Origin of the sequence: Larkinella sp. C7, from assembly GCF_006149005.1 — a bacterium.
Classification (GTDB): Bacteria; Bacteroidota; Bacteroidia; order Cytophagales; family Spirosomataceae; genus Larkinella.
The window spans coordinates 504,072-529,464 of the sequence record NZ_VBSL01000005.1 but is presented as its reverse complement, the minus strand read 5'-3'; the positions used below and the strand labels follow the sequence as shown (position 1 = coordinate 529,464).

Genomic DNA, 25,393 nt, shown 5'->3' with positions numbered 1-25,393 from the left:
CAACCGGATTTAATCCTGAATTAACCTCAGAAGACTACATTACCCTCGAAATCAAACGATATGACTACGGCCCAACCAACAACGCCTTTTACGACCTACGAAAAAGCCATCATTGCGATGCTGGCCTTCATCCAGTTTACGGTGATTCTCGATTTTATGGTGCTCTCGCCCCTGGGCGCCCAACTGATGATGGAATTGAACATAACGACGGCCCAGTTCGGTTGGGTGGTGTCGGCCTACGCCTTCAGTGCCGGAATTGCCGGTTTGCTGACCGCCGGGTTTGCCGACCGCTACGACCGGAAAAAACTGCTGCTCTTCTTTTACACCGGGTTTGTTTTGGGTACGCTCCTGTGTGGAATTGCCCCGGACTATCATTTTCTGCTCATGGCCCGCATCGTCACCGGGATTTTCGGGGGCGTCATCGGATCGATTGGATTTGCGATCATCACCGACCTGTTTTCCTTTCAGATGCGGGGCCGGGTGATGGGCGTCGTGCAATCAGCGTTTGCGGCCAGTCAGGTGCTGGGCATTCCGGTGGGCTTGTATCTGGCCAATACGCTGGGCTGGCATTCGCCTTTCCTGCTGATTGTGGGCGTTAGTGTGGTGGCCGGGCTGGCGATTGTCGTTTACATGAAACCAATCACCGCCCATCTGGCGATAAAATCGGAGCGGAATCCGTTCCAGCATCTCCAGCACACGGTTTCCCGTTCGAGCTACCTGCGCGGTTTTGCCAGCACGGCGCTTCTGGCCACGGGTGGTTTTATGCTCATGCCGTTCGGGAGTGCCTTCGCCATTCATAACCTGGGCATTCCGCAAACCGACCTGCCGCTGATCTACATGGTCACCGGCATTTCGGCCATGATCATCGGCCCTTTTGCGGGACGGCTGAGCGACAAAATCGGCAAATTTCCCCTGTTTACGTACGCGTCAATCTGGGGAATGGTGGTCGTCATCGTCTATTGCAACCTGGGCATAACACCCCTCTGGCAGATCATGGTCATCAACGTGCTGCTGTTTGCCGGGATTTCGGCCCGGATGGTTTCGTCCTCGGCCCTGGTTTCAGGCATTCCCGACCCGCAGGATCGCGGGGCTTACATGGGCATCAACGCATCGGTGCAGCAAATTTCGGGCGGTATTGCGTCTCTGATTGCCGGACTGATTGTGGTGCAGGGCAAGGATGGTTCGCTGGAGCGGTACGATATGCTGGGTTATATTGTAGCCGTAACGATGGCGATAACAATTGTGATGATGTATTTCATCAACCAGTATGTCGTAAGGAAACAAGCGGCTGAAGCAGCAAAAGGCTCGTCCGTAGTGGGCGGGCAACCGGTGCCAACCCGCTAATCCGTGACCAGTTCCGCCACCCCCACGCAATAATCGGCTGCGCCGTAATACACCAGAATCCGGCCGTCGGGCATCTGGACCCAGCCGTTGGTGAACACGACATTCGGGAAAAAACCGGTTTTTTCCCACTCCAGTTCGGGAACCATCAAGGGTTGGGTTGAGCGGTCGAGAACGCGGGTAGGGTCATTGCGGTCGAGAAGGGCCAGGGAGAGGGAATAGGCGTGGTCGACGCTGGCACCGTGGTAGCAAACCAGCCAGCCTTCGTCAGTGAGCAGCGGTTCGGGCCCGGCGCCGATTTTGAGGTGTTCCCAGGGCGTTCCGGCGGCTCCGAACAAAAACCGGTGGTCGCCCCAATGGACGCCGTCCGGCGACTGCGCCAGCCAGACCGACGGTTTTCCGATATCCGAAACCATCGGTCGGTGCAGCATGTAATATAAACCGTTGATTTTCTGCGGAAACAGACAGGCGTCCTTGTTCGGTGGCGGGATAATCATGCCTTTCCGTTCAAACGTCACGAAATCTTTCGTCAGAATCAGGCCCACACCGGGACCGTTTTCCGAAACCGCCGTGTAGGTAATCCAATACTGGCCGTCCAGAAACGTAATCCGGGCGTCTTCCACGCCGAACGATTCGTCGGTCTGTTCCGGGAAAATAAACGGTTTCTCATCCACCGTAAAGTGAATGCCGTCTTTACTCCGGGCCAGTCGCAAATGACTCAACGAGGTCAGATAGGCCTGATCGTCAATTTGAACGACGCGCGGATCGTAATCGCCCTCGGGTTCAGGAAAGGTTTTGATCACCAATTGAAAAAGGCCCGCCTGTTGCTGAACCACCGGCACCTGAATGAAACCCGGTTTGGGATCTACGGCTTCGGCCACGCGCAGCAGCAGCAGGATTTCATCGCCAAACCGACAGGCTGCCGGATTGAAGGCGCCCATCACCTGAAACTGCGGATGTGACGGTTTGACATCGGCGGCCGTCAGAATGGGTTGGTCCGACAACCGGCGGAGTTGATAGTTTTTCATCTCAGGGGTTGGCGGTCATGTATTCTTTCGGCTGATCTTTCGCCGGTTTGATCGAATGGGCGTAGGTCGTCAGAATATTGACAATAATCTCCGTCATATACTCCCGCTTGTTGAACACGATGTCATGGCGGTTTTCCGGCAGCAGAAATTCTTTGGACGGAGCGTTGACGAGGTGGGAACGCCCAAACGAGACATTCGTCGGATACACCAGATCGTCGCGCTGGCCGTGCAGAAACGTCACTCCGGCTTTGATTTTCGACCAGTCGGGCAGGATTTCGGTCAATGCTTTGCGGTGGGCCAGTTTTTCGTCGTTGGCCAGCAGCAGGAGCGGAGGAATGAGCCAGCGCAAAGGCGGTTTGTCGATGAAATGGCTAATGGGATAGGTGCGTTCCAGACCCGGCCCCAGGGCGGAGGATACAAACACTACCTGATCGACTAAATCAGGGTTGTTCATCGCCAGCCGTGCGGCCACCGAACCGCCGTAAGACGATCCGACCAGCATTAAAAAAGACGATTTCCGGTACCGGTCGATCAGGGGCTGAAGCAGTTGGGCCTGTTTGACAATCGACGTTTCGACGCGGCCAAAATCGGAATATCCGTAGCCCGGCCGGTCGACCGCTACCAGGTGGGCGCGGTTAAGCAGGGTCGTATCTTTGAAAAATTTCTTAAAAAAAGACAGCGAACTCGGTGCCCCATGCACAAAAAGAACAACGGGTAGGGTGTCCTGACCAGCCTCGTCAGTTTCCAGATAGCGGATGGTTCGGTCTTTGATTTTGTACCGATGCACCGCGGTCTGAACGGGGTTATTGCGGAATGCTTCGGCCAGTTCTTCGTCACTGTCCCGCGATTCGACCCAATGGGCTGCGGTTAATAAGCCGGCACATAATATAACAATGATGAGTAAAGTCCAACGGAGGACGCGCAAAAATAACTTCATACATATATAACGAATGCCGACGCGCTGAGGTTTTATGAAGCACGGTTTTTACGCAACGATTCGTTACAAAACGGGCTTGAGAGGACAGAAAATGCACTGCCGGGGAAAAACACGCAAACATTCCGGGCGGGGGAGGGTTACTTCCTGAACAATCACCACAATCTGACCCCATGAACAATCAGGATTCTGCACTGCCGAAAACCGACGAAGAAATCCACCGGGATGCCATTGGCCTGGAAATGAAACCCGAGTTGATGAACCCCGCCGATTCGCCCCAGGAAGACGAGACCGATTCGCTCGAACCCGACGATGACGATACGGAACCCGGAACCGGCGTGTCGATTGGACAGGCCGGTTCCAAGGCCTCACCGGTGTAAAAGCACCCGTCCGCTCACCGTTTTCTGATCGGTTTTGAGGTGAATAAAATGCATGCCGACCGCGTTCTGACTGAGGTCGACGGTTTCTTCCTGCGGTCGCCCGGTTCCCAACACATCCTGCTGGTGCAGCGTTCGGCCGTATAAGTCCGTCACACGCAGCCGGGCTTTTTCATTTTCGGCCAACTGGAAGCGGGCCGTTACCCGTCCGGTGGTAGGGTTTGGCGTCAGGAATAGTCCCGAAATCGATTCGTTGTCGGCTCCCGCTCCAATCCGTTGGCCGGGAGCGCAGTTGATGGTTTTGGGCGACCAGATCAGAATGTAACTTCCGCCCTGGACCCGACCCCAGACGGTGCGGGTCTGGTTGTTTTTCAGGTTCTGCGGTACGGTAAATGCGTAGCCGTGAATGCCGTTTCCCTTCCCGGCATTTTTTAAATCCTGCCGGAAAATATCGGCCGAAACCGTTCCGGCCACCTGCGCCGTTGCGAGTGTGCTGCCTTCCAGAAACTCAATCGTGACGACGGCATTGGGTCGGTCCCGGTTCCAGATCCAGCCGGAGAACGTCGAGCAGTTGACCACATCCAGATACCCTTCGAAGTTGCCGGTAACCGGAACCGGATTGACGGTTAACGTCACAGTCAGATTGGTTTTGGCATTTTTGTTATCCGTCGCCGAGTAGGTCAGCGTGTGGGTGCCGGTGGCATTGGGAGTACCACTCAGGACGCGGGTACCGGGATTGAAACCGAGCCAGGCCGGCAAACCCGTCACAGCGTAGGACAACGACCCATTCTCGGGATCGGAGAAAGCCGCCAGCGTCGTCGTGAAAGCCTGCCCAATTGTGGCCGTTAGGGGGGCTATTGAAGGCGCAACCGGAGCACGATTGGCTGGCGCTGCATTGCTAACCGTCATCCGAACCGTCATTGGAACGGTTGCGGTGCCATCATTGGCCGAATAGGTCAGACTGAAAGAACCAGCCTGCGTTGGCGTTCCGTTCAGGATGCGGGTCGAGGCATTGAACGTAAGGCCGGGAATCGTTCCGGCAACACTGTAGGTCAGCGGGTTGTTGTCGGCATCGGTAAAGGGAGCCAGCGTGGTGGTGAACCCTTGCCCCACGGTGGCCGCCAGCGTCGCGATGGAAGGTGCGACGGGGGGCTGGTTGGTGGTGGTGGGGGGCGTGGTGGTGCTTTCACAGGTCAACGACTTGGGTGACAGCCGCAACACATAAGCCGAACCTTCCACCCGCGCCCAGATTTTGTGGGCCTGATTGTCTTTCAGACTTTGAGGAACCATGAAGACATACCCGTGATTCCCGTTTCCTTTTCCGGCATTTTTTAAATCCTGCCGAAAGATTTCCGCAACCATTTTGTCAACGAACCGGGCGGTTTCGAGCGTCGGACCGTCCAGAAACTCGACCGTAAGTGGCAGATTCGGTCTATCCCGGTGCCATACCCAACCTGAAAAAATATCGCAGTTGACCGTCGATAGATACCCGTCGTAGCCCGCCAGACTCAACGCAGGAGCGGTCGCCGTATTCGAAACCGTCACTGTCACCTCGACTTGTTCATCCAGATTTTGGGCGTCCGTTGCGGTATAGGTCAGGCTAAACGTCCCGGCGGTGGTGGGCGTACCGCTCAAAACCCGGGTAGAGGCATTGAATCCCAAACCGGGTACGGTTCCCGACAGGGCATACGTCAATGCGTCATTTTCAGGGTCTGTAAACGGGGCCAGCGTGGTGGTGTAGAGTTGCCCGATTGTGGCCGAAACCGAAATGGGCGATGGGGCTACCGGCGGCTGATTCACGACTGGCGGACTGGCGACAACCACGTTGACCGTTGTCGCGACCGATGCGGTTCCGTCGTTGGCGGCATACGTTAAACTGAACGTTCCGCTGGTGGTTGGCGTGCCACTCAACACGCGGGTGGCCGTATTGAATCCCAGACCCGGTATCGAACCCGTCAGGCTGTAGGTCAGCGGGTCGCTATCGGCGTCGGTAAAAGGAGCCAGCGTGGTTGAAAACGATTGCCCGTTGGTCAGTTCCAGTGAAGCGATCGAAGGGGCAACCGGCGGCATATTGGCAGGCGGGGGTGTTCCTGTGCTTTCGCAGGTCAGGGTTTTGGGCGACCATTTCAGGGTATAAATGCCCTCGGCCCGGCCCCAGATCGTGTGTGTCTGGTTATCTTTCAAACTCTCCGGAACCTTGAACCGGTACCCGTGTGCGCCATTCCCTTTCCCCGCATTTTTCAAATCCTGCCGGAAAACATCAGCTACCACCGTCCCTACAAGACTGGCGGTTTCCACCGTCGGCCCTTCCAGAAACTCAATCGTTACGGCATAATTGGGCCGGTCCCGGTTCCAGGCCCAGCCCGTAATGCTGTCGCAGCGGACTTTATCCAGATAACCGTCGTAGACATTCAGGTTGTTGTGAATCACGATCGACAACGTGGCCGTGGTAGAAGCTCCTTCCGTATCGGTCGCTTCGACAACCAGGGGATACGTACCGGCCGTCGTGGGCGTTCCACTCAGGAGCCGTGTCGTGGGGTTGAAGTTCAGACCGGCAATGGTGCCGCTGAGGGCGTGGGTCACCGTGCCGCCTTCAGGATCGGTAAACGCCGGAACCGTGTAGGTATATGATTTGCTGACGACGCCGGAAGGCGGGCTAAAGCCGGGTGCCACGGGTGGCCGGTTTTCATAATTGCCGGGGGCCGACAGGAAATCATACGAGCCGGAGCCCACCTGAAACAGGGCGCGACCGTCTTCCATTCGCAGGAACGTAACCCCCGTTGCGTTTTCGGCTGGCTGGTTGCCCTCCCGAACCGACGCCAGATTGTCGGCGGGAATTGAAACCAGGGCCGTTGTGTTGCCGGGTACGGTTATTTTCCAGCGGAATTGCTGGTTCGTAACCGTCCAGTCACTGGCAATGGTGCCGTAAGCGGAAGCGAAGGTTGAATTGACCCGGCTTAGATCGCCCGATGGAACAGGGCGCATCACGATGGATTTGAAACCGGCTTCCCCGGATTTGATGCCCGCCAGATTCTCGTATAGCCAAATGGGTAAATCGCCCAGCAGCATAACGTGGTTGCCCGAATTCATGAAGGCCGGTGCTTTGTTGCCGTTCCACAATTCCCAGGTCGTTGTGGCACCGTTCTGCACCATATACCCCCAGCTTGGATAGGCGGTATTGGTCGCCAGCCGCATCGCCAGATCCGGGCGTCCGTTGGCCGTCAGGGTTCGCATCAGCCATTGGGTTCCAACGACGCCGGTGCTGATGTGTCCGTTGAATCGCCCTTCAATGACCGCCGTAATCTGGTTGAAAACCGCTGATCGCAGCTCGTCGGGAACCAGCCCGCAGGCCAGCGCCACGAGGTTGGCCGTCACAGTATTGTTGTCGTATTGATTCGTAAGGGGATTTAGGAATTTCTGGTTGAAAGCCGTCCGAACCAATGCCGCCCGGCTGCTGAAGGCCGCGCGGTCGGCTTCGTTGCCGGTCATCACCGCAAACCGCTCCATCTGTTTCAGTACGTAAAAATAATAGGCGGTATTCATCAAGGTCCCGTCCGTTCTGCGGGTGGGGTCTTCCGTTTTGGTCAGATACATCGACTCCGGTGGCAAGGCCCAGTCGCCGTATTCATCCGCCTGCTGAATGTAATTGGTGCTGTATTTTTCGAGATACGTCACCCAGCGTTTCATGGAGGCATAGTGCTTCCGAATCGGTTCGTCGTCGCCGAACTGCTCATACAACATGTTGGCGACCAGTACGTAAGCCGAAGGCCAGGTCACGCTGGGCGTTGCGTATTTCCAGTAGCTGGGCACAATGTCCGGAATACCGCCGTCCGGTTTCTGCGCACTTTCGATGTCGTCCAGCCATTTGGCATACAGACTCTGGTTGCCATACATGAAACTTTCGCCGGTCGAAACCGTTGTCCGGTCACCGAGCCAGCCCTGCCGTTCGTCGCGCTGCGGACAGTCGGTCGGGATGCCCCGGTAATTGCCCCGAACCGACCAGAGGGCATTGCTGTAAATCCGGTTCAGCAGGTCGTTCGAGGTGGTCAGGGTGCCCGTCTGCGGCAGGTCGTCGTGTACCACCCGGCCCTCCAGCGATTGCGTCGTTGGCGTGCCGGGGAAGCCACTCACTTCAACGTAGCGAAAACCGTGGTATGTAAACCGGGGCTCCCAGGTTTCTTCGCCCCCGCCTTTCAGCGTATAAATATCCTTCGCTTCGGCTGTCCGCAGGTTGTCGACCATCAGGGTGCCATCGCTTTTGATGTTTTCGGCAAACCGCAGCGTTACCTGCGTTCCGCGGGCGCCCTGCACCTTCAGCCGGGCCCAGCCCACCATGTTCTGCCCCAGGTCGAAAACGTATTTTCCCGGTTCGGGTTGCTGAACCGCAACCGGCGTCAGGGTTTGAATCACGCGGATGGGCGGGTTGGTCTGCGATTCGAGCCGACTGGCCGGAGCGTTGACGGTTGCCGCCGTGAGCCAGTTGTCGGCATTGTAACCCGTCTGGTCCCAGCCGCTTAGTTCACGGGTGGCGTCGTATTCTTCACCGTCAAATTCGTTGTTGGCCCGGATGGGGCCATCGGCGGTCACTTTCCAGGTGTTATCGCTCACGATTGTTTCGGTTGTTCCGTCGGTATACGTCACCTCGATCTGCAGCCGCAGCTTCGGATAACCGTAGTGGGTCGTAGCCGGTACCTTGGGTTGACCGACCCGCATGGCAAAATAGCGGCCGTTGCCAAGCGTGACGCCGAAGGCATTATCACCCGATTGCAGGTAGGTCGTGACGTCCAGGGTGTTATACAAAACCCGTTTGTCGTATTCCGTCGGCCCCGGTGCCAGCACGGCATCGCCCACTTTTCGACCGTTCAGCGAGAGTTCGTACAGCCCCACGCCACTGATGTAGGCCGTGGCCTGTTTGATGGGTTTGGAAAGCGTCGCCTGTTTTCGGAAATACCGCGCCGACAGCCGGGTGTTGACGGCTTTGGGCGCATCCCACTCAAAAGCCTGCTCCAGGCCAATCCACTGCGCGGTCCAGTCGGCGGTTTGCAGCAGGCCCATCGACCACCGCGCCGGAGAACTCCAGTTGGATTCGACGCCGTCTTTGCTCCGGATTTTGACCTTCCAGAAACAGTTCTGGCGACTGGTCAGCGTCTGGCCTGCATAGGCAACCCACTGCGAACGGTCGCTGGTTACCAGGCCGGAATTCCACAAATCACCCTCATTCCGGTTGAGTTTTTCCAGCGTCGACGCGACCAGAATCTGGTATTTGTCCTGCTTCAGATTCCGTTGATTGCTGGTCAGAATCCAGCTCAGGCGGGGAGAAGACGCGGTAATGCCTTCGGGATTGGTCAGGTTTTCGGTGTGTAGATCGGAGATTGTAATGCTCCGCTGCGCCAGAGCGGGAAATGACAGGCAGAGTACGAGTCCGTAAAGAATCCAATTCATAGACTTCCGTTTAAATTCGTAAGATGGTGATGCATTCGGTTCGTACAACTTTTCCAGGGTGGAACCCGGTACGCAAAAAGAGCCGGATACTGAAATGATAACCAGACAAATACTTATTGTTTATTCTTTATTTGTATGAGTTACATCAATAGTTATTCCAAAAATTACCAGACAAATGGATTTGCCTGAATTTCACAGGGCTATCCATTTGAATCGGGTTCTATAGCTTGAAAAGTAGTATTTTTTAGAGAAAATAAGGGGATTAATTCAGGCAATAATACGTTAAATGAACGAATAAACGTTTCTTCGGGTGACTAAATTATCAGACGGTAAAAATCCAGACTTTTCGGGCGTTTGGGTGCTTATTTTGAATACAGACAGTTATTACTTACCTTCCAATCGATAGAAGCGGTTTTGCCGACGGGGACAATTCGTTCAGACCGGGGCACTTGCCGGGTCGCTGCGGGTTGCCCAATCGCTTCTCGCTACGCATTTGTAACCACCGAGATGGATACCTTGCTTTTTTGTTTTGCCAACGACCGGGATCATCCGTTGCCGTCTCTGCGGGATGAAGACGACGGCATCGACCGGCTGCTGGATTTGCGGAGTAGCAAAGGCCACTTTCAAAAAGTGCGGGAGTCGTTTGCGACCACCACTTCGGTGGCCGATAAACTGGTCACCTATCAGAACACGCTGAGTCTGTTTCATTTCAGCGGTCATGCCGGCAGCACGGTTTTGCAACTTGAAGATACTGTGGCGCGGGGCGTGGGCATTGCCCAGTTGCTCGGTCGCTGCCCGAACCTCAGGCTGGTTTTCCTGAACGGCTGTTCCACACTCCAGCACATCCGGTTGCTGGCGGCCCAGAACGTAAAAGCGGCCATCATTGCCACCAGCACCCCGATTGAAGACAAAGCCGCATCGGCTTTTGCCCTCACCTTCTACCGTGCGCTGGCCAACCAGCATTCGGTCGAAGAAGCGCTGGACAGGGCCCGACTGACCTTGCAGGTCAGCGAAGCGACGACCATTCAGGTGGTTGACCGCGCGATGATTGACCTGTCGGAAGAAGAGGTCACGCGGAACCTCTGGTATTTTCACCGCCCGTCCGACGAAGCCGCCCGCTGGGAGTTGCCCACGGCGGCCGAACAAACCGCTGTCGAATACAAGCCGAATACTGTACTGCGCAACGCCCTGTTCAATGCCCTGAACAAATACGAACCGGGCTTGCGGGACAAGTTCATGCAGGTCAGCAAGCAGTCGCCGGAGTCGCAGATTCTCTGGATCAACGACGCCATTCTGAGTCGACTGCCGTATCCGATTGCCGAACCGCTCCGCCGGTTATTCACGCCCCCGTTCAGTCCGGAAGGCAAGAAATTGCCGATTCCAAGTACGCGCGAAAGGCTGCTGAACTACACGGCCCTGTTCGAGTCCGCTCTTGACTTACTGATGATTACCCTGCTGGCTCAGGTACTCGACCGGCTGATCCGGTATCGGAAAGAAGGAGTGGAGCCACCGATGACGGCAGAAACCACCGCCCTGTTGCAGCGGCTGGTGACGGAGGGCTGGTCGAATCTGGAACCGCACCAACTGGAGCGATCGCTGCGGATGTTGAGCCAGTTTCTGGCCGATAGTCAGATCAAACTCTTCGTCCCGGAAATGCAGGAACTCGCCCGTCAGTTCGATGAACGGGAGACGTTTTACGAATGCTTTCTCTTTTTTGATGACCTGCGCCGGCGGCTGGCGGGCAACGCCGGGGTCGCCAACATTCCGTCGCTTTGTCAGGTGGGCGAGGATCAACTCGTGGAGTTGTGCAAACGGCTGGGTTTCTGGGCGAACTACCAGCTTGAATCGTACAAAAACATTCGGGTCGTACGGTTTTTTTACCGGCAGGAAGAGTACAAACACGAGAAAGCGGTTTTAAGAACTACCCAGAACCCGTACGAAGACAAATCATTTCAGGAGATCAACCTGACCAATCCGTGGGCGTCGCAATCCGTGCTGCTGGTGAAAGTCCGGCGGGAAGCCACCACGGGCGAAACCGAAGTGGCTGATTTCCTGAACCTTTCGCCCTTGCTGATCGACCAGAATGTCTACATCAAAAGCAACGTTTTCGATCCGTATAGTTTTCATTCATCCCAACCCGGAACGTTGCGGTTCAAACACATCGCCCGGCCCGAAGATCCGTTGCTAAGTGTGTCGTTCAAGCCCAGTGAGACGGAAGTGCTTCAGAAGCAGGATTTTACGACCCTGCGCGAACAGTTCAGTACCGTACTGGCGCTGCTTTCGTTACCCGATCCGCTGGCGACCGCCGAAAACGAACCGAACCCTTCAAATACCGATACCAACATTGATCTGCTTTCTCTGTCTGACTAAACCATGCCCGCCCCCCCGTCCGTAAGCAGTCCGTTTAAATTTCTTGACGCCTACACAGCCGCCGACCAATCCCGGTTTTTTGGCCGACATGCGGAGCAGAAACGGCTTGTCGAACTCCTCTTCCGGTCCCGGCTGGTGCTGGTCTACGGGCCGTCGGGCACCGGGAAAACCAGCCTGGTGCAGTGCGGACTGGCGAAGGCGATTCCGGCTTCCGATTATTTTCTGGTGTCCATCCGGCGCCGGGGCGATTTGCGGCAGACGCTGGTAACGATCCTGAGCGGTATGCTGGAAGAAACCGCCCTGACCGATCCGGTCGCCCTCGTGGCGGAATGTATTCGCTACGCGCTGCGTCCGATCTATCTGGTTTTCGACCAGCTCGAAGAACTCTTTATCAGCGGCACGGCGGAAGAACAGCAGTGGTTTGCCGGTTTTTTGAAAGCGATCGAACATTCGTCGATTGCCTGCAAAGTGATTCTGGTCACGCGCGAAGATTTCCTGGCGTTTCTGTATACCTACGAAGAACAACTGCCCGGTTTGTTCGATTTTCGGATGCGGGTGGAGCCGATGAGCGAACGGAATCTGGAAGAAGTGATTGTCGGCACGTTTAGCCAGATTGACGCCGTTCGGCTGGTGGAGGAACCCCGGACGGTCAGGCTCATTCTGGAAAACAACCGCAGTTCGGCTAATTCGTTTCAACTGCCTTATCTTCAGGTGTATCTGGATCGGCTCTGGCGGAAGGAGAACGAAAAAGATCCGGAACCACCCGTCTGGATTACCCCGGCTCTGGTGGAGGAGGTGGGCCGAATCGACGACGTGCTGGAGCTTTTTCTGGCCGAACAGAAGAAATTCGTAACCGACTTGCTGGCCCCGGACGAGCAACCTGCTGTGAGTCTGGTGCTCGAAACCTTTGTGACCTACGAAGGCACCCGCCGGGAACACCGGCTGGCATCGCTTGAAGAAGCCACGCGCCTGCCCGTTGCGCTGCTCCTGCGAATTTTGTCCGAGCTGGAACGCACACGTCTGGTTCGTCCGGACGAAGGGACCTACGAACTGGCCCACGACAGTCTGGCCAAGGTGATCGACAAGGGGCGTTCGGCCGAACAGCGGCAAATCAACGACATCATCCGGCGGCTGAAAGATGCGTATCGCGAATACATGGAGAAAAACCAGGCGGAAGATTTGCTGCTCTCTTCGCGCCGACTGTCCGAAATCCGGCTCTACGAAAAAGCCGTACACGACGAACTGGACCGCAGCCTGGAGAAGCCCGAAAGCGACGCCAAATGGGCGTATATCGAAGCCAGCCGGGCCTTTCAGAAGCGGCTACAGCGCCGGGAACTGGAAGAGCAGCAGCGGAAAAATGCCCGGCTGAAACGCACCATCGCCATTGTGTCGGTGTTTCTGGCGGTAGCGCTGGCGTCGGTCTGGTTTGCTGTCAATCAGTGGGGCAAAACCAACCACACCCGCATCGTATTACAGGCAGAAGAGATGGACCCCGTCCAGGCTTTGGTAACAGTGGCTGGCGTGTATGAGCAGGACCCGAACGAATTGAACCGGAAAGCCCTCTACAACCAATTTTACAACCACCGGCTGTATGCGTCGAAGCTGGAGCTGGAAAGCATGCCGATCCGGGAGGCTGATTTTTCGGAGGATGGCCGGTATGTGCTGACCACCACTGAGGGTAACCTCGTTCACCGCTGGGATCGGAGTCAGCAGAACCTGAAAGCCGATTCGTTGGAAATTCCCGGTGTTTACCTGTCGGTCGAACTGGCTCCCGATAACCGGCGTGTGCTGGCCCTGACCGAGCCGGGGAACGTTTTTCTGGCCGACTTCGGGGATAAAACGCTCAAAGCGATCGGTGCGGACCCCACCGTATTTTTTGCTGAATTTTCGAAGGATGGCCAGACGATTTTGACCGTCAACGGCGAAGGGACGGTGACGCTCTGGACGCAGAATGGCAGCAAAGCCGAGGTGCTGACGGCCCTTCCACCGATGGAACTAGCGGCCTATTCGTTGGATGGTTCGATGATCGTGGGTTCTCCGAAACTGAAAGTTGGGCAGGAAAACAAGGAACTGAGCAACCAGATTCTGTTGTGGGACCCGCTGGGGAAACAACTGTTGGATTCGATTCGGTTACCGAATGGGGTTATTTGGGCCGAAGCGATTGAAGACGGTCGCTTGTTACTCGTTGGAACCGAGGATGGTCGGGTGTTTCAGTGGGATCGGAGAACCCGGCAGATTCGCCCCCTGCAGCAGCCAGGCGGGGATTTTCAATTTCCCAATCTCAAGCTTTCGCGCGATGGTCATACCCTGGCCGCGGGTGTCGGGCAGGCCATTTACTGGTGGAATTCGGATGGAAAACTGGTGGATAAGTTGAAAGTAGACCAACTGTTGCAGTCGATCGAAATCTCCCCGGATGGCAGGATGATGCTGACCGTTGCCGGGACCGAGGTCGAACTGTGGGATCAGGATAAACAATCCAAAGGCGTTTTATCGCATTCAACAACCGTGTCGACGGTGGCCTTTGCGCCCGATGGAAAATCGATTCTGACCCGAACGGAAGACGGTAAAGTGTTTCTCTGGAATTGGCAGGATGATCGCTTGCTGGAATTACCCCACGAGGAGATTGTTCTGGACGTTTCGGTTTCGGCCGACGATCAGACGATGGTGACATTAACCGTTGAAGATCAGGTCGTTTTCTGGAACCGGGCCGGTCAGCCGATCGATTCGGTGGTGGCACCGTTCGGAACCGTAGGTGTTTTGGTGTCCGTCGACGCCCGGCATCTGTTGCTCGACATTCCGGACAAGAATGCCGTGGTCTGGAACCGCACCCAACGGCGGATGAAGTCGCTGGCTGGTGAGTTCGTCACGGCCTCGGCCGACCGAAGCACGTTCTTGACGCGCACGAAAACCGGGAAGGGCTATCTGTGGAATTTCGAGGGCGAGCGAATCGACAGCCTGCCAATGAATCTGAATGGGCATCTCATTTATTTGTCGGAAAATGGGCAGGAAGCGGTGATCCGGTCGCTGCGGTCGACGGGTGGGAAGATGCACATCTGGAGCCGCAAAAACCGGCGGCTGATGCCCTTGCCGGGAAACCACCTGCAGGCCACGATTTCGCCGGATGGAACGTCGGTTTATGCCCTGACCAAAGGCAACAATGACACTTTGTCGGGCTGGAATCAGCAGGGGCAGTCCTTTCTGTCGCAATCCCTGCAATCCGGGCGGTTTACCGCCGGGTACGTAATCCGGTCTTTTGCCCTGTCGCCCTCCGGTCAACAGGCGCTGATTACACAAGAGGCTGAAAATCAGGCTTTTCTGTGGAATGTAAAAGCGAAGTCATTCAGTTTGCTAACGCACAGCAAGGAAGTGGAAAACGCCGAATTTTCGCCGGACGGAACCCTCATCGCCACATTTCAGGGCGACGGTAAATCGTTCTGGTGGGGAGCTGACGGGAAGCGGCTTCTCGATTGGCGGGGTACCGTAGACCAGTTCAGTTTTTCAAAAAGTGGTGCCCTTTATTCCGCCATTCAGGGGCATCGGGTTTTGGTTTGGCCCGGCCCGGATTTTATCACCGAATGGCTTGATCAGCATATTCCGAAAGCGGAACGGCAGACGATTTTGGCCGGTGTGAAAAAACAATACCGGCTGCAAACCTCGTTTTGGGAGGCCATCTGGCAATCGTTCCGGGAGTAAAAACCGGTGGGCTTGCCATTCATCGGGAACAAACCGGGTAAACGTCTTTTCGCGTTGATCGGGTGTAAATTGCCCAATTACACAAAAGTCATTGTATCCGAATGCCCGATTCCGTACCTTAATTCGCAGAAAAATCTGTCTATTCCTATGAAACCCTTCGTTGGCCTGATTTTGATTTGCCTTTGGGTGGCGTCTTTGCCAACGCGCGGGCAGTCGGTGGTGGAGCCGCTCGTTCAGTTCAGGAACGATTCGATTCCGGCGATGGCGTTTAGTGTGACGGGCTCCGGGCGGCATTTCAACCGGTTTTATCCCCTCGATGTCGATAACGTTAAAATTCGCATCGGCGATACGCTGCAGGTGAAGGTGACCCCCATCAAATCCAACCGCAACCTGATTATTTCCATCCGCAACTGTTACGGAAATTGCACCATCGACGAGCGGGCCACCAGCGGATCGAAGACCACGGCCTACTCCGTTTTGTCGGCCAACGTCGACACCCTCAGGGAGTTAACGCTGAAAGTGCCGATCACCCAAACCGTTGCCTTTACCGACAATACCGGCAACAAACTGTCGCTGGATAACTCGGGTCTGAAATTCATTTTCGTTTATATTTCAAACCCGAACATGGCCCTGGCGGAGTATGACCTGGAGCTTTCGATTATACGAAAATCCGAACGGAACAACGAATATCCGCTGCCCGCCAAAGTAAAACGGCCAACCATGGCGACCGCCCGCTACCACGCGGTTTTGATTGGGGTCAACGATTACAGCGATGCCCGAATCAAACTCAACCGTCCCCGCAGCGACATTGCCCGGCTGGACAGCGTGTTGCGGCAGAAATACGAGTTTACGTCGATTATCAACCTGCCCAATGCTACCAAAAAAATGGTGAAAGACACGCTGACGGCGCTTTCCTACCGGCTGCTGAGCGACGATAACCTGCTGATTTTCTTTGCAGGACACAGTGTCAGTACCGACGAGAATACCGGTTTCTGGGCCTTGCAGGATACGCAGCAGGAAGATCTGGACAGCTATTTGTCAAATGCCGCGCTGGTGTCGATTCTGAACGAAATGCGCACCCAGCATCTGTTGCTGGTGGTCGATGCGTGTTACGGGGCCACGGTGGTGTCGTATCAGGTGATGACCAACCAGAAACTCCAGACCTGGGAGGAAAAATATACCCAGAAAAGCCGCAAAGCCATGAGTTGCAGTTCGTTGGAAGAAGTACCCGACAACAGTGTGTTCCTGGATTATTTCATCAAACGGCTGGCTACGAACGGGGAGGAGTATCTGCCGTCGGAAGAGTTGTTCGACAGCCTGAAAAATGAGGTTCACAACCGAACGCAGATCCGGCAAAAACCGACCTACGGGCACATCAAAGGCTCGACGCCGGGAGCGGGGGATTTTATGTTCAAACGCAAACTGCGGTTAGCCGTCAAATCGGAATGAGGCTGCTTTTGCTCATCGGCTTACTGGGATGCAGCCTTCCGGTGGTGGGAAGCCGGGTTTGGGCGGATTCCAGCCGGGCCAAAGGGGATACGCTGGAAGTGAGTTACATCAAGGTGTTTTTTATCGACGCCCCCGTGCCCGATTCAAGCCGCAAAGTGACCATCAGTTACAGTCAGAAAAGCATTATTCTGGTGAATGATTACGGCAAACCGGCGATGCTCGAAATCAGCCGGGACATGAAGCAGTGGACGGCTTTTACGATCAAGGCCAACAACGTGAGCATTTATCCCACCAACAGCACCCAGCTTTTCGTCCGGCTGAAAACCGATCCCGTTCGGAGCAATAAATACACCGTCCGCCGGGGATCGCGCTACCGGATTTACCTCGGCACGGATGGAAAGCTGGCGCTCAACCCGGAGGACTAAACCTGCCGTTTTTTCTCCAGTGCAGTTTACGGAAGAAAAACCGTGCGAGCGCAGACCAGCCCGGCGGCTGCCACCGAAACCAGCGGAAAACGGGGTTCGACAGTGAGGTTGACGATGTCTTTTTTGCGAGCGTCATCGTTTCCGAAATCAGTTGCTGAAGTTCAGTTTCGGACAAATAGGCATCGTTGACCTGCAAAGCCGCAACCACCGTACGGGCCAGCTTCAGATCTTCAACCCGGTCGGGGTTGGAGACCTGCCAGATGTACCAGAACGCATCGCTCTCCGGCGTGGGTTGCAAAACCCACTTCCGAAAGGTCTCATTCCAGATTAATTTTTCGATGTTTGGGGCGTATTGCTGTGGCATTCGTGGCGCATTTGCTGTGTGAAGGGACCAGAGACGGGTTGACTGCATGTCCGTCAACCCAGCAGGTGAATCAGCGAAACGACAAAAAAGTCGGCTTTCCACTGGGCTTTCAATTGTTTGATGGCAGCCTGGAGCAGATTCGAAACCGACTGCGGGGCGATGCTCATGACCTCGGAAATGTGGTCGCGGTCCAGTCCCTGAAAAAACTTGAGATACACCACTTCCTGCTGCCGTTTGGGCAATTGCCCGATGAGGAACTTTATCCGGTCGACCACACAACGTGAGGATTCGTCTTCAACCAGACTTTCCTGCACTGAAAATTCGACCGAGAAATGGTCGACACAATCCAGTGGAGTCCCTGATTGCCAGCGTTTATTTTCAAGAGCCCGGTGCATGTGTCGGTGGAGGGACGCCAGCAGGTACGCTTTCACCACAACGGTATCGTTCAGCGTATCTCTTTTCTGCCACAATTCCAGAAAAAGAGCCTGAATGCAAGCTTTCACGAATGCGGAATCCTGGGAATATTTATGACCGTATGCGAAAAGCAGTCGGCCATATTTTTCCATTAACTTCTCAAAAGCCCTGCTGTTTCCGTTTTTAAACTGCTGCCAGAGAGCGAGCTCATCCACGACAACCGGGTTTTTATTCAATATATTCATGACATACCCTTGCTGCGGATAGTGGAAGATGCCTTGCCGATCAAATATAGGGTATTATCTGAATTCCTGAAAATAAGTCTTACTATATGTCAAAATAGTACCAAGCTGGGTGGAATGGGGAGTGGTGAAAGGGTACTTTCCCGATAAGCACAGGAAAACGCGAATGGACCGACAACGACCGTTACAGCCTGACAAACGGATTGGTTCGTTTTTCCTGGCCGATCGCCGTGGTTCCCATGTGGCCGGGGTAAACCGTGTAGTCGTCGGGCAGGGTGTAGAATTGCGTCCGGATGCTGTGAACCAGCGTATCGAAGTCGGAAAGCGGAAAGTCGGTTCGTCCGACGCTGCCCCGGAACAGCACATCGCCCCCGATGACGAAGCGGTCGGCATGACCGACAAAAGCCACATGCCCCGGCGCGTGTCCCGGCACAAAACGCACTTCCAGCTCCGAGTTTCCGAATGAAAGAGTTTGCCCCGCTACCAGCCATTGATCGGCTTCGGTCGGCTCATAAGCCCGGAAACCGTAGTGCTGCGCCAGGATTTGCGCCGACTTCAAAACCGGCAGGTCGCTTTCGTGCAGGTACAAGTCAACACCGTATTTCCGCTTGACGAACGCATTGCCCAACACATGATCGATGTGGGCGTGGGTATTGAGCAGTTTAACCGGTTTCAGGTCGTTTTGCGCAATGAAAGCCGTTAGCGCTTCTTTCTCGGACTGGTCGTAACAACCGGGATCGATGATAACCGCTTCGCGGGATTCGTCGTATAAAACGTACGTATTTTCAGCCAGCGCGTTAAAAGTAAAAGCTTGTATCCGGATCATAATCAAGGAAATAGACGATCTTATAGAAGTAAAAACAGGCTGGGTTTTTTATGCAGATCCGGTGTTTGGGCCTTCCATTCGCGGATGCTCAGCGTGCGGACCAACTCGTCGTTGGCGGTCAGATTGCAGGCAATGCACAGCCGGGTTTCGGGATTGCAGGCCGTCAGGATGTCGGCCAGCAGGTGGTTGTTGCGGTAGGGTGTTTCCATGAAAATCTGGGTCTGCTGGCGTTTGCGGGCATCCAGTTCCAACTGCTTGATTTCTTGAAGCCGGGCCGGTTTTTCGATGGACAAATACCCGTGAAAAGCGAACGACTGACCACTCATGCCTGACGCCATCAGGGCCAGCAGAATGGACGACGGCCCCACCAGCGGCCGAACCTGCCAACCCGTTTGGTGAGCCAGCCGCACCGCCACCGCGCCGGGGTCGGCCACGCCGGGGCAACCCGCTTCGGACAGAACGCCCGCATCCCGGTTTTGCTGTTTCAGGATGGCTAACTGCTGTTTGGTTTCGGCTTCGGGCGTGTCTTTGTCGAGGTCGTAAAACAACAGGTCGTCGATCACCACCCCGGTTTTCAGACTGCTGATGAACCGCCGGGCCGTGCGGACGTTTTCGACAAAAAACACCGTCGTCTGGCTGATCACCTCACGGATTTGGGGTGACAGCACCTGGTCGGCGGTATTTTCGGCCAGCAGGGTGGGAATAAGATACAGAACAGGCATGATAAAAAAGGAAGCAAACCGCATCCGCAAAGATGCCGACCGGTTTGCAAAGAACCGAATAAGCCGACTACTTTTCTAAAAACCGCATCAGTATTTCCACAAACTCCACCGGTTTTTCGGCCTGTACCCAATGCCCGGCATCCTCGATGGTTTCGAGCGTGCTGTTCGGGAAAATGCGTTTGATTTCGGCCTCGTCTTCGTCTTTGATGTAGCGTGATTTGGCACCCCGGATGAAGAGCGTCGGTTCCGTTACCGTCCGGACGTGGGCCAACTCGCCCCCAATCGCGTGCAATTCCTGCTCGATAACGGGCAGGTTGAGCCGCCAGTCGAACTGACCGTCGTCGGTGCGAAACAGGTTTTTAAGCAGGAATTGCCGAACGGGCAGAATGGGTTCGTACTGGCTCAGAATGTCGTCGGCGTCGTTGCGGCTTTTGATGGTCGTCAGGTCGATGGCTTTCAATCCCCGGATCAACTCGGCGTGGTGAACGGGGTAAAATTTGGGGGCAATGTCCACGATCACCAACCGGCTGAATTGCCCGGGATAGTCCATTGCAAACTGCATGACGGCTTTTCCCCCCATCGAATGACCGATCACGACAGGCTTGTCCAACTGGTGTTCGGTGATGAATTCCTGCAAATCGGAGGCCATGGCGTCGTAATTGAACACCTCGCTGCGGGGCGACCGCCCGTGGTTGCGCTGATCGACCAGAAACACGCGATGGTTGTGTTCGGCGATGGATTTCGAAATGGTCAGCCAGTTATCGGACGAGCCGAAAACACCGTGCAGAATGATGATGGGAGGGCCGGTCTCGCCGGTCTGTCGATAGTAGAGTTTCATAGAAATTGTACCCACGGCGGTTCGTCCGTGTAGGGTTCAGGGGCCAAATTACAGAATATTGCCTGATATTTCACGGCCGAACCGCCGTGGGTAGGATGGATGTTTACCGAACGTAAACGACTTTTTCGCCTTTTTCGATCAGTTGCCCGAAGGCTTTTAAATGAAGTTTGTATTCAAAAGCCACCTGCTCGAACAGCGTGGCACTGCGGGGATCGACGGCAACCAGCAAACCGCCACTGTGTTGCGGATCGGCGAGCAAAAACCGTTGTTCCTCCGTCAGTTCGCTGGTTTTTTCGCTGAAAAGATCCCAGTTTCGGCGGGTGCCGTCCGGAATGTTTTCCGACTTTCGGTATTCGTCCAGCATCGGCAGAACCGGGACTTTGTGAAAATCGATCTCGGCGCTCAGTCCGCTGTTTTCGGCCATCGTGATCAGGTGACCCAGCAAACCGTAGCCCGAAACGTGGGTCAGTGCCTTAACGTACGGCAGTTTTCCGAGGAAGGTTCCGAACGTATTCAGTTTCGTCATCTGGCTCAGGGCCAGTTCAGAATGTTCGGCGCTCAGGGTTTCCCGTTGCAGCGCGGTGGCCAGCATACCGGTACCCAGCGGTTTGGTCAGATACAGGCAGCAGCCTTCCGTGGCCGTGCTGTTTTGTTTCAAATGGTTCAGGCGCACCTTGCCGGTGACGGCCAGCCCAAAAAACGGCTCGGCACTTTCGATGCTGTGAATGCCCGCCAGTGGAATACCGGCTTCGGCGCAGAGGGAGCGGCTACCATCCAGGATTTGACCGGCAATTTCAACCGGAATGGTATCGCATGGCCAGCCCAGCATGGCCACCGCCAGCAGCGGTTCTCCCCCCATGGCGTAGATGTTGTTGAGGGCGTTGGCGGAGGCAATTCGACCGAAATCGTAGGCGTCGTCCACGAAGGGCGTGAAGAAATCGGCCGTGCTGACGACGGCTTCACCGTGGCCCGTTTCCAGGACGGCGGCATCGTCGCGGTGATCCGGACCCACCAGTAAGTTAGGGAAATTGGGGAGGGAAGACGTTGGAGCGTTCAGGAGCGTGTGAAGAACCGTTGGGTCAATTTGGCCGCCAAAACCAGCGCTATGGCTGAATTGGGCCAGTTTGTATATTTCCGTTTGTTGAATCATGTCCGTACGTGTTGTAACTGCTGTGCGGTTTTCTTTTTAATACTACTGAAAGATAAAAAGAAAGGTTTAAAATGTCGCTTTTTCGGGGCGATGGATGAATTGTTAAAAATCAGGTAAATACCTGAATAGTAGAAGATTGTCTAAAATAGATGCAAAAACGGACGATGGCTTAACGCAATGGTAACATAAAAATAATGTGGCGAAATTGAACGATAAAAACAGATTTATGGAGTTTTTGTAGATTGCTTGTTTGTATAAATGTTATTTTGGTACTTTACTAAGAACTGCTACTTGAGTCACAAAAAAAAATGTCGTTTCTTTGTGAAGAACTGTAGCAGGTTGTCGGATACACTTCAAACCAAATTTAACCAAATCAACCATTTTTATGAACAGAAAATTACTGTCTATCTACCTGGTAGCGTTCCTGTGCGGGCTGGTCTTTGTGCTGTCCGGCGGAGATGTTCAGGCACAGGTGACTTCTTCATCCATTGCAGGTTTTGTGAAAGATCAGAAGGGAGACGGGCTTCCGGGCGCGACGATCGTGGCGATTCACACGCCTTCCGGTACGCGCTACGGAACCATAACCAACGGTGAAGGGCGTTATACTTTTCCCAACGTTCGGGTGGGTGGGCCGTATACGGTAACCTCGACCTTCGTTGGCTTTAAAGAACAGACAAAGGCTGACATTTTTGCGAGTCTGGGAACGGCCGCCAATGTGGATTTTGCAATGGCCGACGAAAGCACGCAGCTTTCGGAAATCGTCGTGTCGGGTAGCCGGAGCGATATTTTCAGTTCGGACCGGACCGGGGCGGCTGCTTCCTTCGGACGGGAAGCCATCAACACGATTCCAACCATTAACCGGACGCTGACCGACGTTACCAAATACAACGCCTACGGCAACGGTCAGTCCTTTGCCGGACAGGATCCCCGTTTTAACAACTTCACCATCGACGGTTCGGTGTTTAACAACGGATTCGGTTTGGGTAGCTCGGCACTGGCCGGTGGCCGGACCGGAACAACGGCGGTTTCACTGGACGCCATTGACCAGATTCAGGTGAACGTGGCCCCGTTCGATATTCGCCAGTCGGGCTTTACGGGCGCAGGTATCAACGCCGTCACCCGTTCCGGTACCAACGAATTCTCGGGATCGGTCTATCACCTGTTCCGGAACAACAGCCTGGTGGGTAAAAAAGCCGATGGGGATGAAATTACGCCTAAACCCAACATCAATGAGAAAACGTACGGTTTTCGGTTGGGCGGTCCCCTGATCAAGAATAAGCTGTTTTTCTTCGTCAATGGCGAGATGTTCGACAGCAGCACGCCAGCTTTGCTGTGGAGTCTCGACCGTGGCCAGGGCGGTGGAAACGTTTCGCGGGTAACCGAAACCGATATGCGTGATCTGGATCAGTTTATGCAAACGAATTTTGGCCGGAGTCTGGGAGCCTATGATGGCTTCAACAACGATGTAAAAAGCCGGAAAGGCTTGATCCGTCTGGATTACAACATCAACGACCAGCACAAACTGTCGGTACGGTATTCACACCACAATTCGGAATCAGGCTCCATCATCAGCAACAGTAACAGTAGCAACACGGCGGGGAATGGAAACCGGACGAACAGCGATCTGGCGATTTCACCGGAAAACTCCGGCTATATCATTGCCGATAACACCCGCTCGATTGCGGCTGAGCTGACCTCGAACTTCGGGGGTAAATTTGCCAATAACCTCATTGCTACGTACAACAAACAGAACGAAGACCGGACGTATAAAACCGATATTTTTCCGACCGTCGATATTCTGAAAGACGGGAGTACGTACACATCCATTGGGTTTGATCCGTTTACCCCGAACAACAAGCTGAATTATTCGACGATGAACATCACCGACAATTTCAGCTTTTTTGCCGGAAGACATACTCTGACGGCTGGTGTTGTCTACGAACATTACACCTCGAACAACGTGTTCTTCCCGTCATCGAAAGGGGTATACGTGTATAACTCCATCGACGATTTCAAGACGGCGGCTTTAGCCTCGATCAACAACCCGACCGCAACGACCTCACCGGTAACGGTTGCCCGTTATAATTTGCGGTATTCGCTGATTCCGGGTGGTGGTGAGCCCTTGCAGACGCTGAAACGGAATCTGTACAGCGCTTACATTCAGGATGAGTTCCAGGCTACTCCAAACTTCAAGCTGACAGTAGGTTTGCGGGGCGATGTGTTTCAATATGACAACAGCACGGCTGAAAACTTTAACAATCCGATTGTGGCCGGTTTGACATTTAGGGATGAAGAAGGACAAAATTACAAAATCACGACCGGAACATTCCCGAAAGCGCGTTTGCTGTTGTCACCCCGGGTTGGGTTTAACTGGGATGTGAAAGGAGACAAAACGACGCAGATTCGCGGAGGAAGTGGTGTCTTCGTTTCCCGGATTCCGGAAGTATTGATTTCCAATCAATTAGGAAATAACGGGGTCAATACCGCCGTCATTAACGTACAGAACACGACGGCGTATCCGTTTGTGACCGACCCAAGCCAGTTACCGGCCGCCGTTCGTCCACCCGATCCTTCAACGGTTGATTTAACGAAACTGCTTCCGTACGTTGTCAACGCATCGGATCAAAACCTGAAGTACCCCCAAATCTGGAAAACGAACCTGGCCGTCGATCAGCGTTTGCCCTGGGGGTTGATCGGTACGGTTGAGTTTGTTTACAACAAAAACATTCAGGCCCTGCGTTACATCGATGCCAACCTGAAAGCACCAACCCGGACGCTGAACGGCCCGGACACGCGTCCAGTTTTCCCGGCTTTCGGGGTAACCAGTTCAGGGAGCGGAGCCGCCAACACCGTAAACATTGCCCGGTATTACAATACGGCCATTGCCAACGCCTTTGTGTTGAGAAACACCAACAAGGGAAGCTCGTACATCGTGACGGCGAAACTGGAGAAACCGGCCACCCGTGGGTTTGGTGGAATGCTGGCGTACACCTACGGCGAAGCCCGGGATCTGGCCTTTGTGGGGAGCACGGTTCAGGCCAACGTGCCGACAACGATGGGACAGAATTACCTGACCACCTCGTATTCGGATCAGGATTTGCGTCACCGGATTGTGGGGTATCTTAATTACCGGCTGAACTACGGCGGTAAATTTGGCGGTTCGACTGCCTTCACGCTGGGCGTTCTGTCGACCAGTGGCAGCAAAATCTCGTACACCTACAACCAGGATGTGAACTTTGACGGTCAGACGACCAATGATTTGTTGTACGTGCCGAGAAATGCTTCTGAGCTGACGTTTGCTCCGCTTACTGTCGGATCAGGTACGAGTGCCGTGACCTACTCCCCGGAGCAGCAGCAAACGGCTTTTAATGCCTACATCGAAGGGAATGACTACCTGAAAACCCGTCGCGGTCAGTACGCCGAGCGGAACGGCGGTAACTATCCCTGGCTGACCCGTTTCGACTTTACGGTTATTCAGGAGTTTTATGTAGCCGTGGGTGCCAAAGGTAAACGCAACACGATTCAATTCCGGGCTGATATTCTGAACGTTACCAACCTGCTCAACAATAGCTGGGGGCTGGGAAAAACCGTTACGACCTTCAACCCGCTGGCGCTGGCCAGTGTGAATACCACGACGGGTATTCCTACGTATCGGCTGGCTACGCAGGTCGTTGATGATCAGCGCATTCTGCTCAGAGATTCGTTCGTTCCCAGCCAGAACCTGAACGCGGTGTATCAGGCTCAGTTGGGTATCCGGTATATCTTTAATTAAGCACTC

Annotated in this window: 16 protein-coding genes; 7 read left to right on the top strand and 9 right to left on the bottom strand. The window is 54.6% G+C overall.

Translation table 11 applies throughout. The features are described from left to right. Positions 1-60: 60 nt before the first annotated feature. Positions 61-1,344, top strand: coding sequence for an MFS transporter (locus FH871_RS15725; protein WP_138992360.1), 1,284 nt, complete (start codon positions 61-63; stop codon positions 1,342-1,344). On the opposite strand, the gene FH871_RS15720 is transcribed toward FH871_RS15725, so the two are convergent. Both FH871_RS15720 and FH871_RS15715 read right to left on the bottom strand, forming a co-directional pair. Continuing rightward, positions 1,341-2,369: a glycoside hydrolase family 130 protein gene (locus tag FH871_RS15720; RefSeq protein ID WP_138992359.1), complete on the bottom strand. Its 1,029-nt coding sequence runs from the start codon at positions 2,367-2,369 to the stop codon at positions 1,341-1,343. The genes FH871_RS15725 and FH871_RS15720 overlap by 4 nt on opposite strands. 1 nt (position 2,370) lies before the next feature. Then, positions 2,371-3,306, bottom strand: a complete 936-nt coding sequence (locus tag FH871_RS15715; protein WP_138992358.1) for an alpha/beta fold hydrolase — start codon at positions 3,304-3,306, stop codon at positions 2,371-2,373. A gap of 170 nt (positions 3,307-3,476) precedes the next feature. Here FH871_RS15715 and FH871_RS15710 point away from each other — a divergent pair, with 170 nt between their 5' ends. Next, entirely contained in the window at positions 3,477-3,683 is a 207-nt protein-coding gene (locus FH871_RS15710; RefSeq protein ID WP_138992357.1) for a hypothetical protein, read from the top strand. Here FH871_RS15710 and FH871_RS15705 read toward each other — a convergent pair. Continuing rightward, on the bottom strand, positions 3,672-9,122 hold the full coding sequence (locus FH871_RS15705; RefSeq protein WP_138992356.1) for a family 78 glycoside hydrolase catalytic domain: 5,451 nt from the start codon (positions 9,120-9,122) through the stop codon (positions 3,672-3,674). The genes FH871_RS15710 and FH871_RS15705 overlap by 12 nt on opposite strands. A gap of 507 nt (positions 9,123-9,629) precedes the next feature. On the opposite strand from FH871_RS15705, the gene FH871_RS15700 reads away from it, so the two are divergent. The 4 genes from FH871_RS15700 (at position 9,630) to FH871_RS15685 (ending at position 17,059) form a co-directional block, all read left to right on the top strand. Continuing rightward, positions 9,630-11,492: a CHAT domain-containing protein gene (locus FH871_RS15700; RefSeq protein ID WP_138992355.1), complete on the top strand. Its 1,863-nt coding sequence runs from the start codon at positions 9,630-9,632 to the stop codon at positions 11,490-11,492. Positions 11,493-11,495: 3 nt separating this feature from the next. After that, positions 11,496-15,185: an NACHT and WD repeat domain-containing protein gene (locus tag FH871_RS15695; RefSeq protein ID WP_138992354.1), complete on the top strand. Its 3,690-nt coding sequence runs from the start codon at positions 11,496-11,498 to the stop codon at positions 15,183-15,185. 147 nt (positions 15,186-15,332) lie between these two features. After that, positions 15,333-16,634: a caspase family protein gene (locus FH871_RS15690; RefSeq protein ID WP_138992353.1), complete on the top strand. Its 1,302-nt coding sequence runs from the start codon at positions 15,333-15,335 to the stop codon at positions 16,632-16,634. Beyond that, entirely contained in the window at positions 16,631-17,059 is a 429-nt protein-coding gene (locus FH871_RS15685; protein ID WP_138992352.1) for a hypothetical protein, read from the top strand. Before FH871_RS15690 ends, FH871_RS15685 begins: the two co-directional genes overlap by 4 nt. Here FH871_RS15685 and FH871_RS15680 read toward each other — a convergent pair. The 6 genes from FH871_RS15680 to selD form a co-directional block, all read right to left on the bottom strand. Continuing rightward, positions 17,043-17,423: a hypothetical protein gene (locus tag FH871_RS15680; RefSeq protein ID WP_138992351.1), complete on the bottom strand. Its 381-nt coding sequence runs from the start codon at positions 17,421-17,423 to the stop codon at positions 17,043-17,045. The two genes, FH871_RS15685 and FH871_RS15680, sit on opposite strands and share 17 nt — an antisense overlap. 53 nt (positions 17,424-17,476) lie before the next feature. Beyond that, positions 17,477-18,082 carry an RNA polymerase sigma factor gene (locus FH871_RS15675; protein WP_138992350.1) on the bottom strand — a complete coding sequence of 202 codons (606 nt, stop codon included), beginning with the start codon at positions 18,080-18,082 and terminating at the stop codon, positions 17,477-17,479. Positions 18,083-18,263: 181 nt separating this feature from the next. Further along, entirely contained in the window at positions 18,264-18,905 is a 642-nt protein-coding gene (locus FH871_RS15670) for an MBL fold metallo-hydrolase (RefSeq protein ID WP_138992349.1), read from the bottom strand. A 20-nt stretch (positions 18,906-18,925) separates the two neighbouring features. Further along, the gene (locus FH871_RS15665) at positions 18,926-19,627 is read right to left on the bottom strand and encodes an SAM-dependent methyltransferase (RefSeq protein WP_138992348.1); all 702 of its coding nucleotides are present in this window, start codon (positions 19,625-19,627) and stop codon (positions 18,926-18,928) included. A gap of 67 nt (positions 19,628-19,694) precedes the next feature. After that, entirely contained in the window at positions 19,695-20,465 is a 771-nt protein-coding gene (locus FH871_RS15660) for an alpha/beta fold hydrolase (RefSeq protein ID WP_138992347.1), read from the bottom strand. Positions 20,466-20,568: 103 nt separating this feature from the next. Continuing rightward, positions 20,569-21,615 carry a selenide, water dikinase SelD gene (gene selD / locus FH871_RS15655; RefSeq protein WP_138992346.1) on the bottom strand — a complete coding sequence of 349 codons (1,047 nt, stop codon included), beginning with the start codon at positions 21,613-21,615 and terminating at the stop codon, positions 20,569-20,571. A gap of 385 nt (positions 21,616-22,000) precedes the next feature. Between selD and FH871_RS15650 the strand changes: the two genes are divergently transcribed. Continuing rightward, a complete protein-coding gene (locus FH871_RS15650; RefSeq protein WP_138992345.1) occupies positions 22,001-25,387 on the top strand; it encodes a carboxypeptidase regulatory-like domain-containing protein in 3,387 nt (1,128 codons plus the stop codon). Positions 25,388-25,393: the final 6 nt, after the last annotated feature.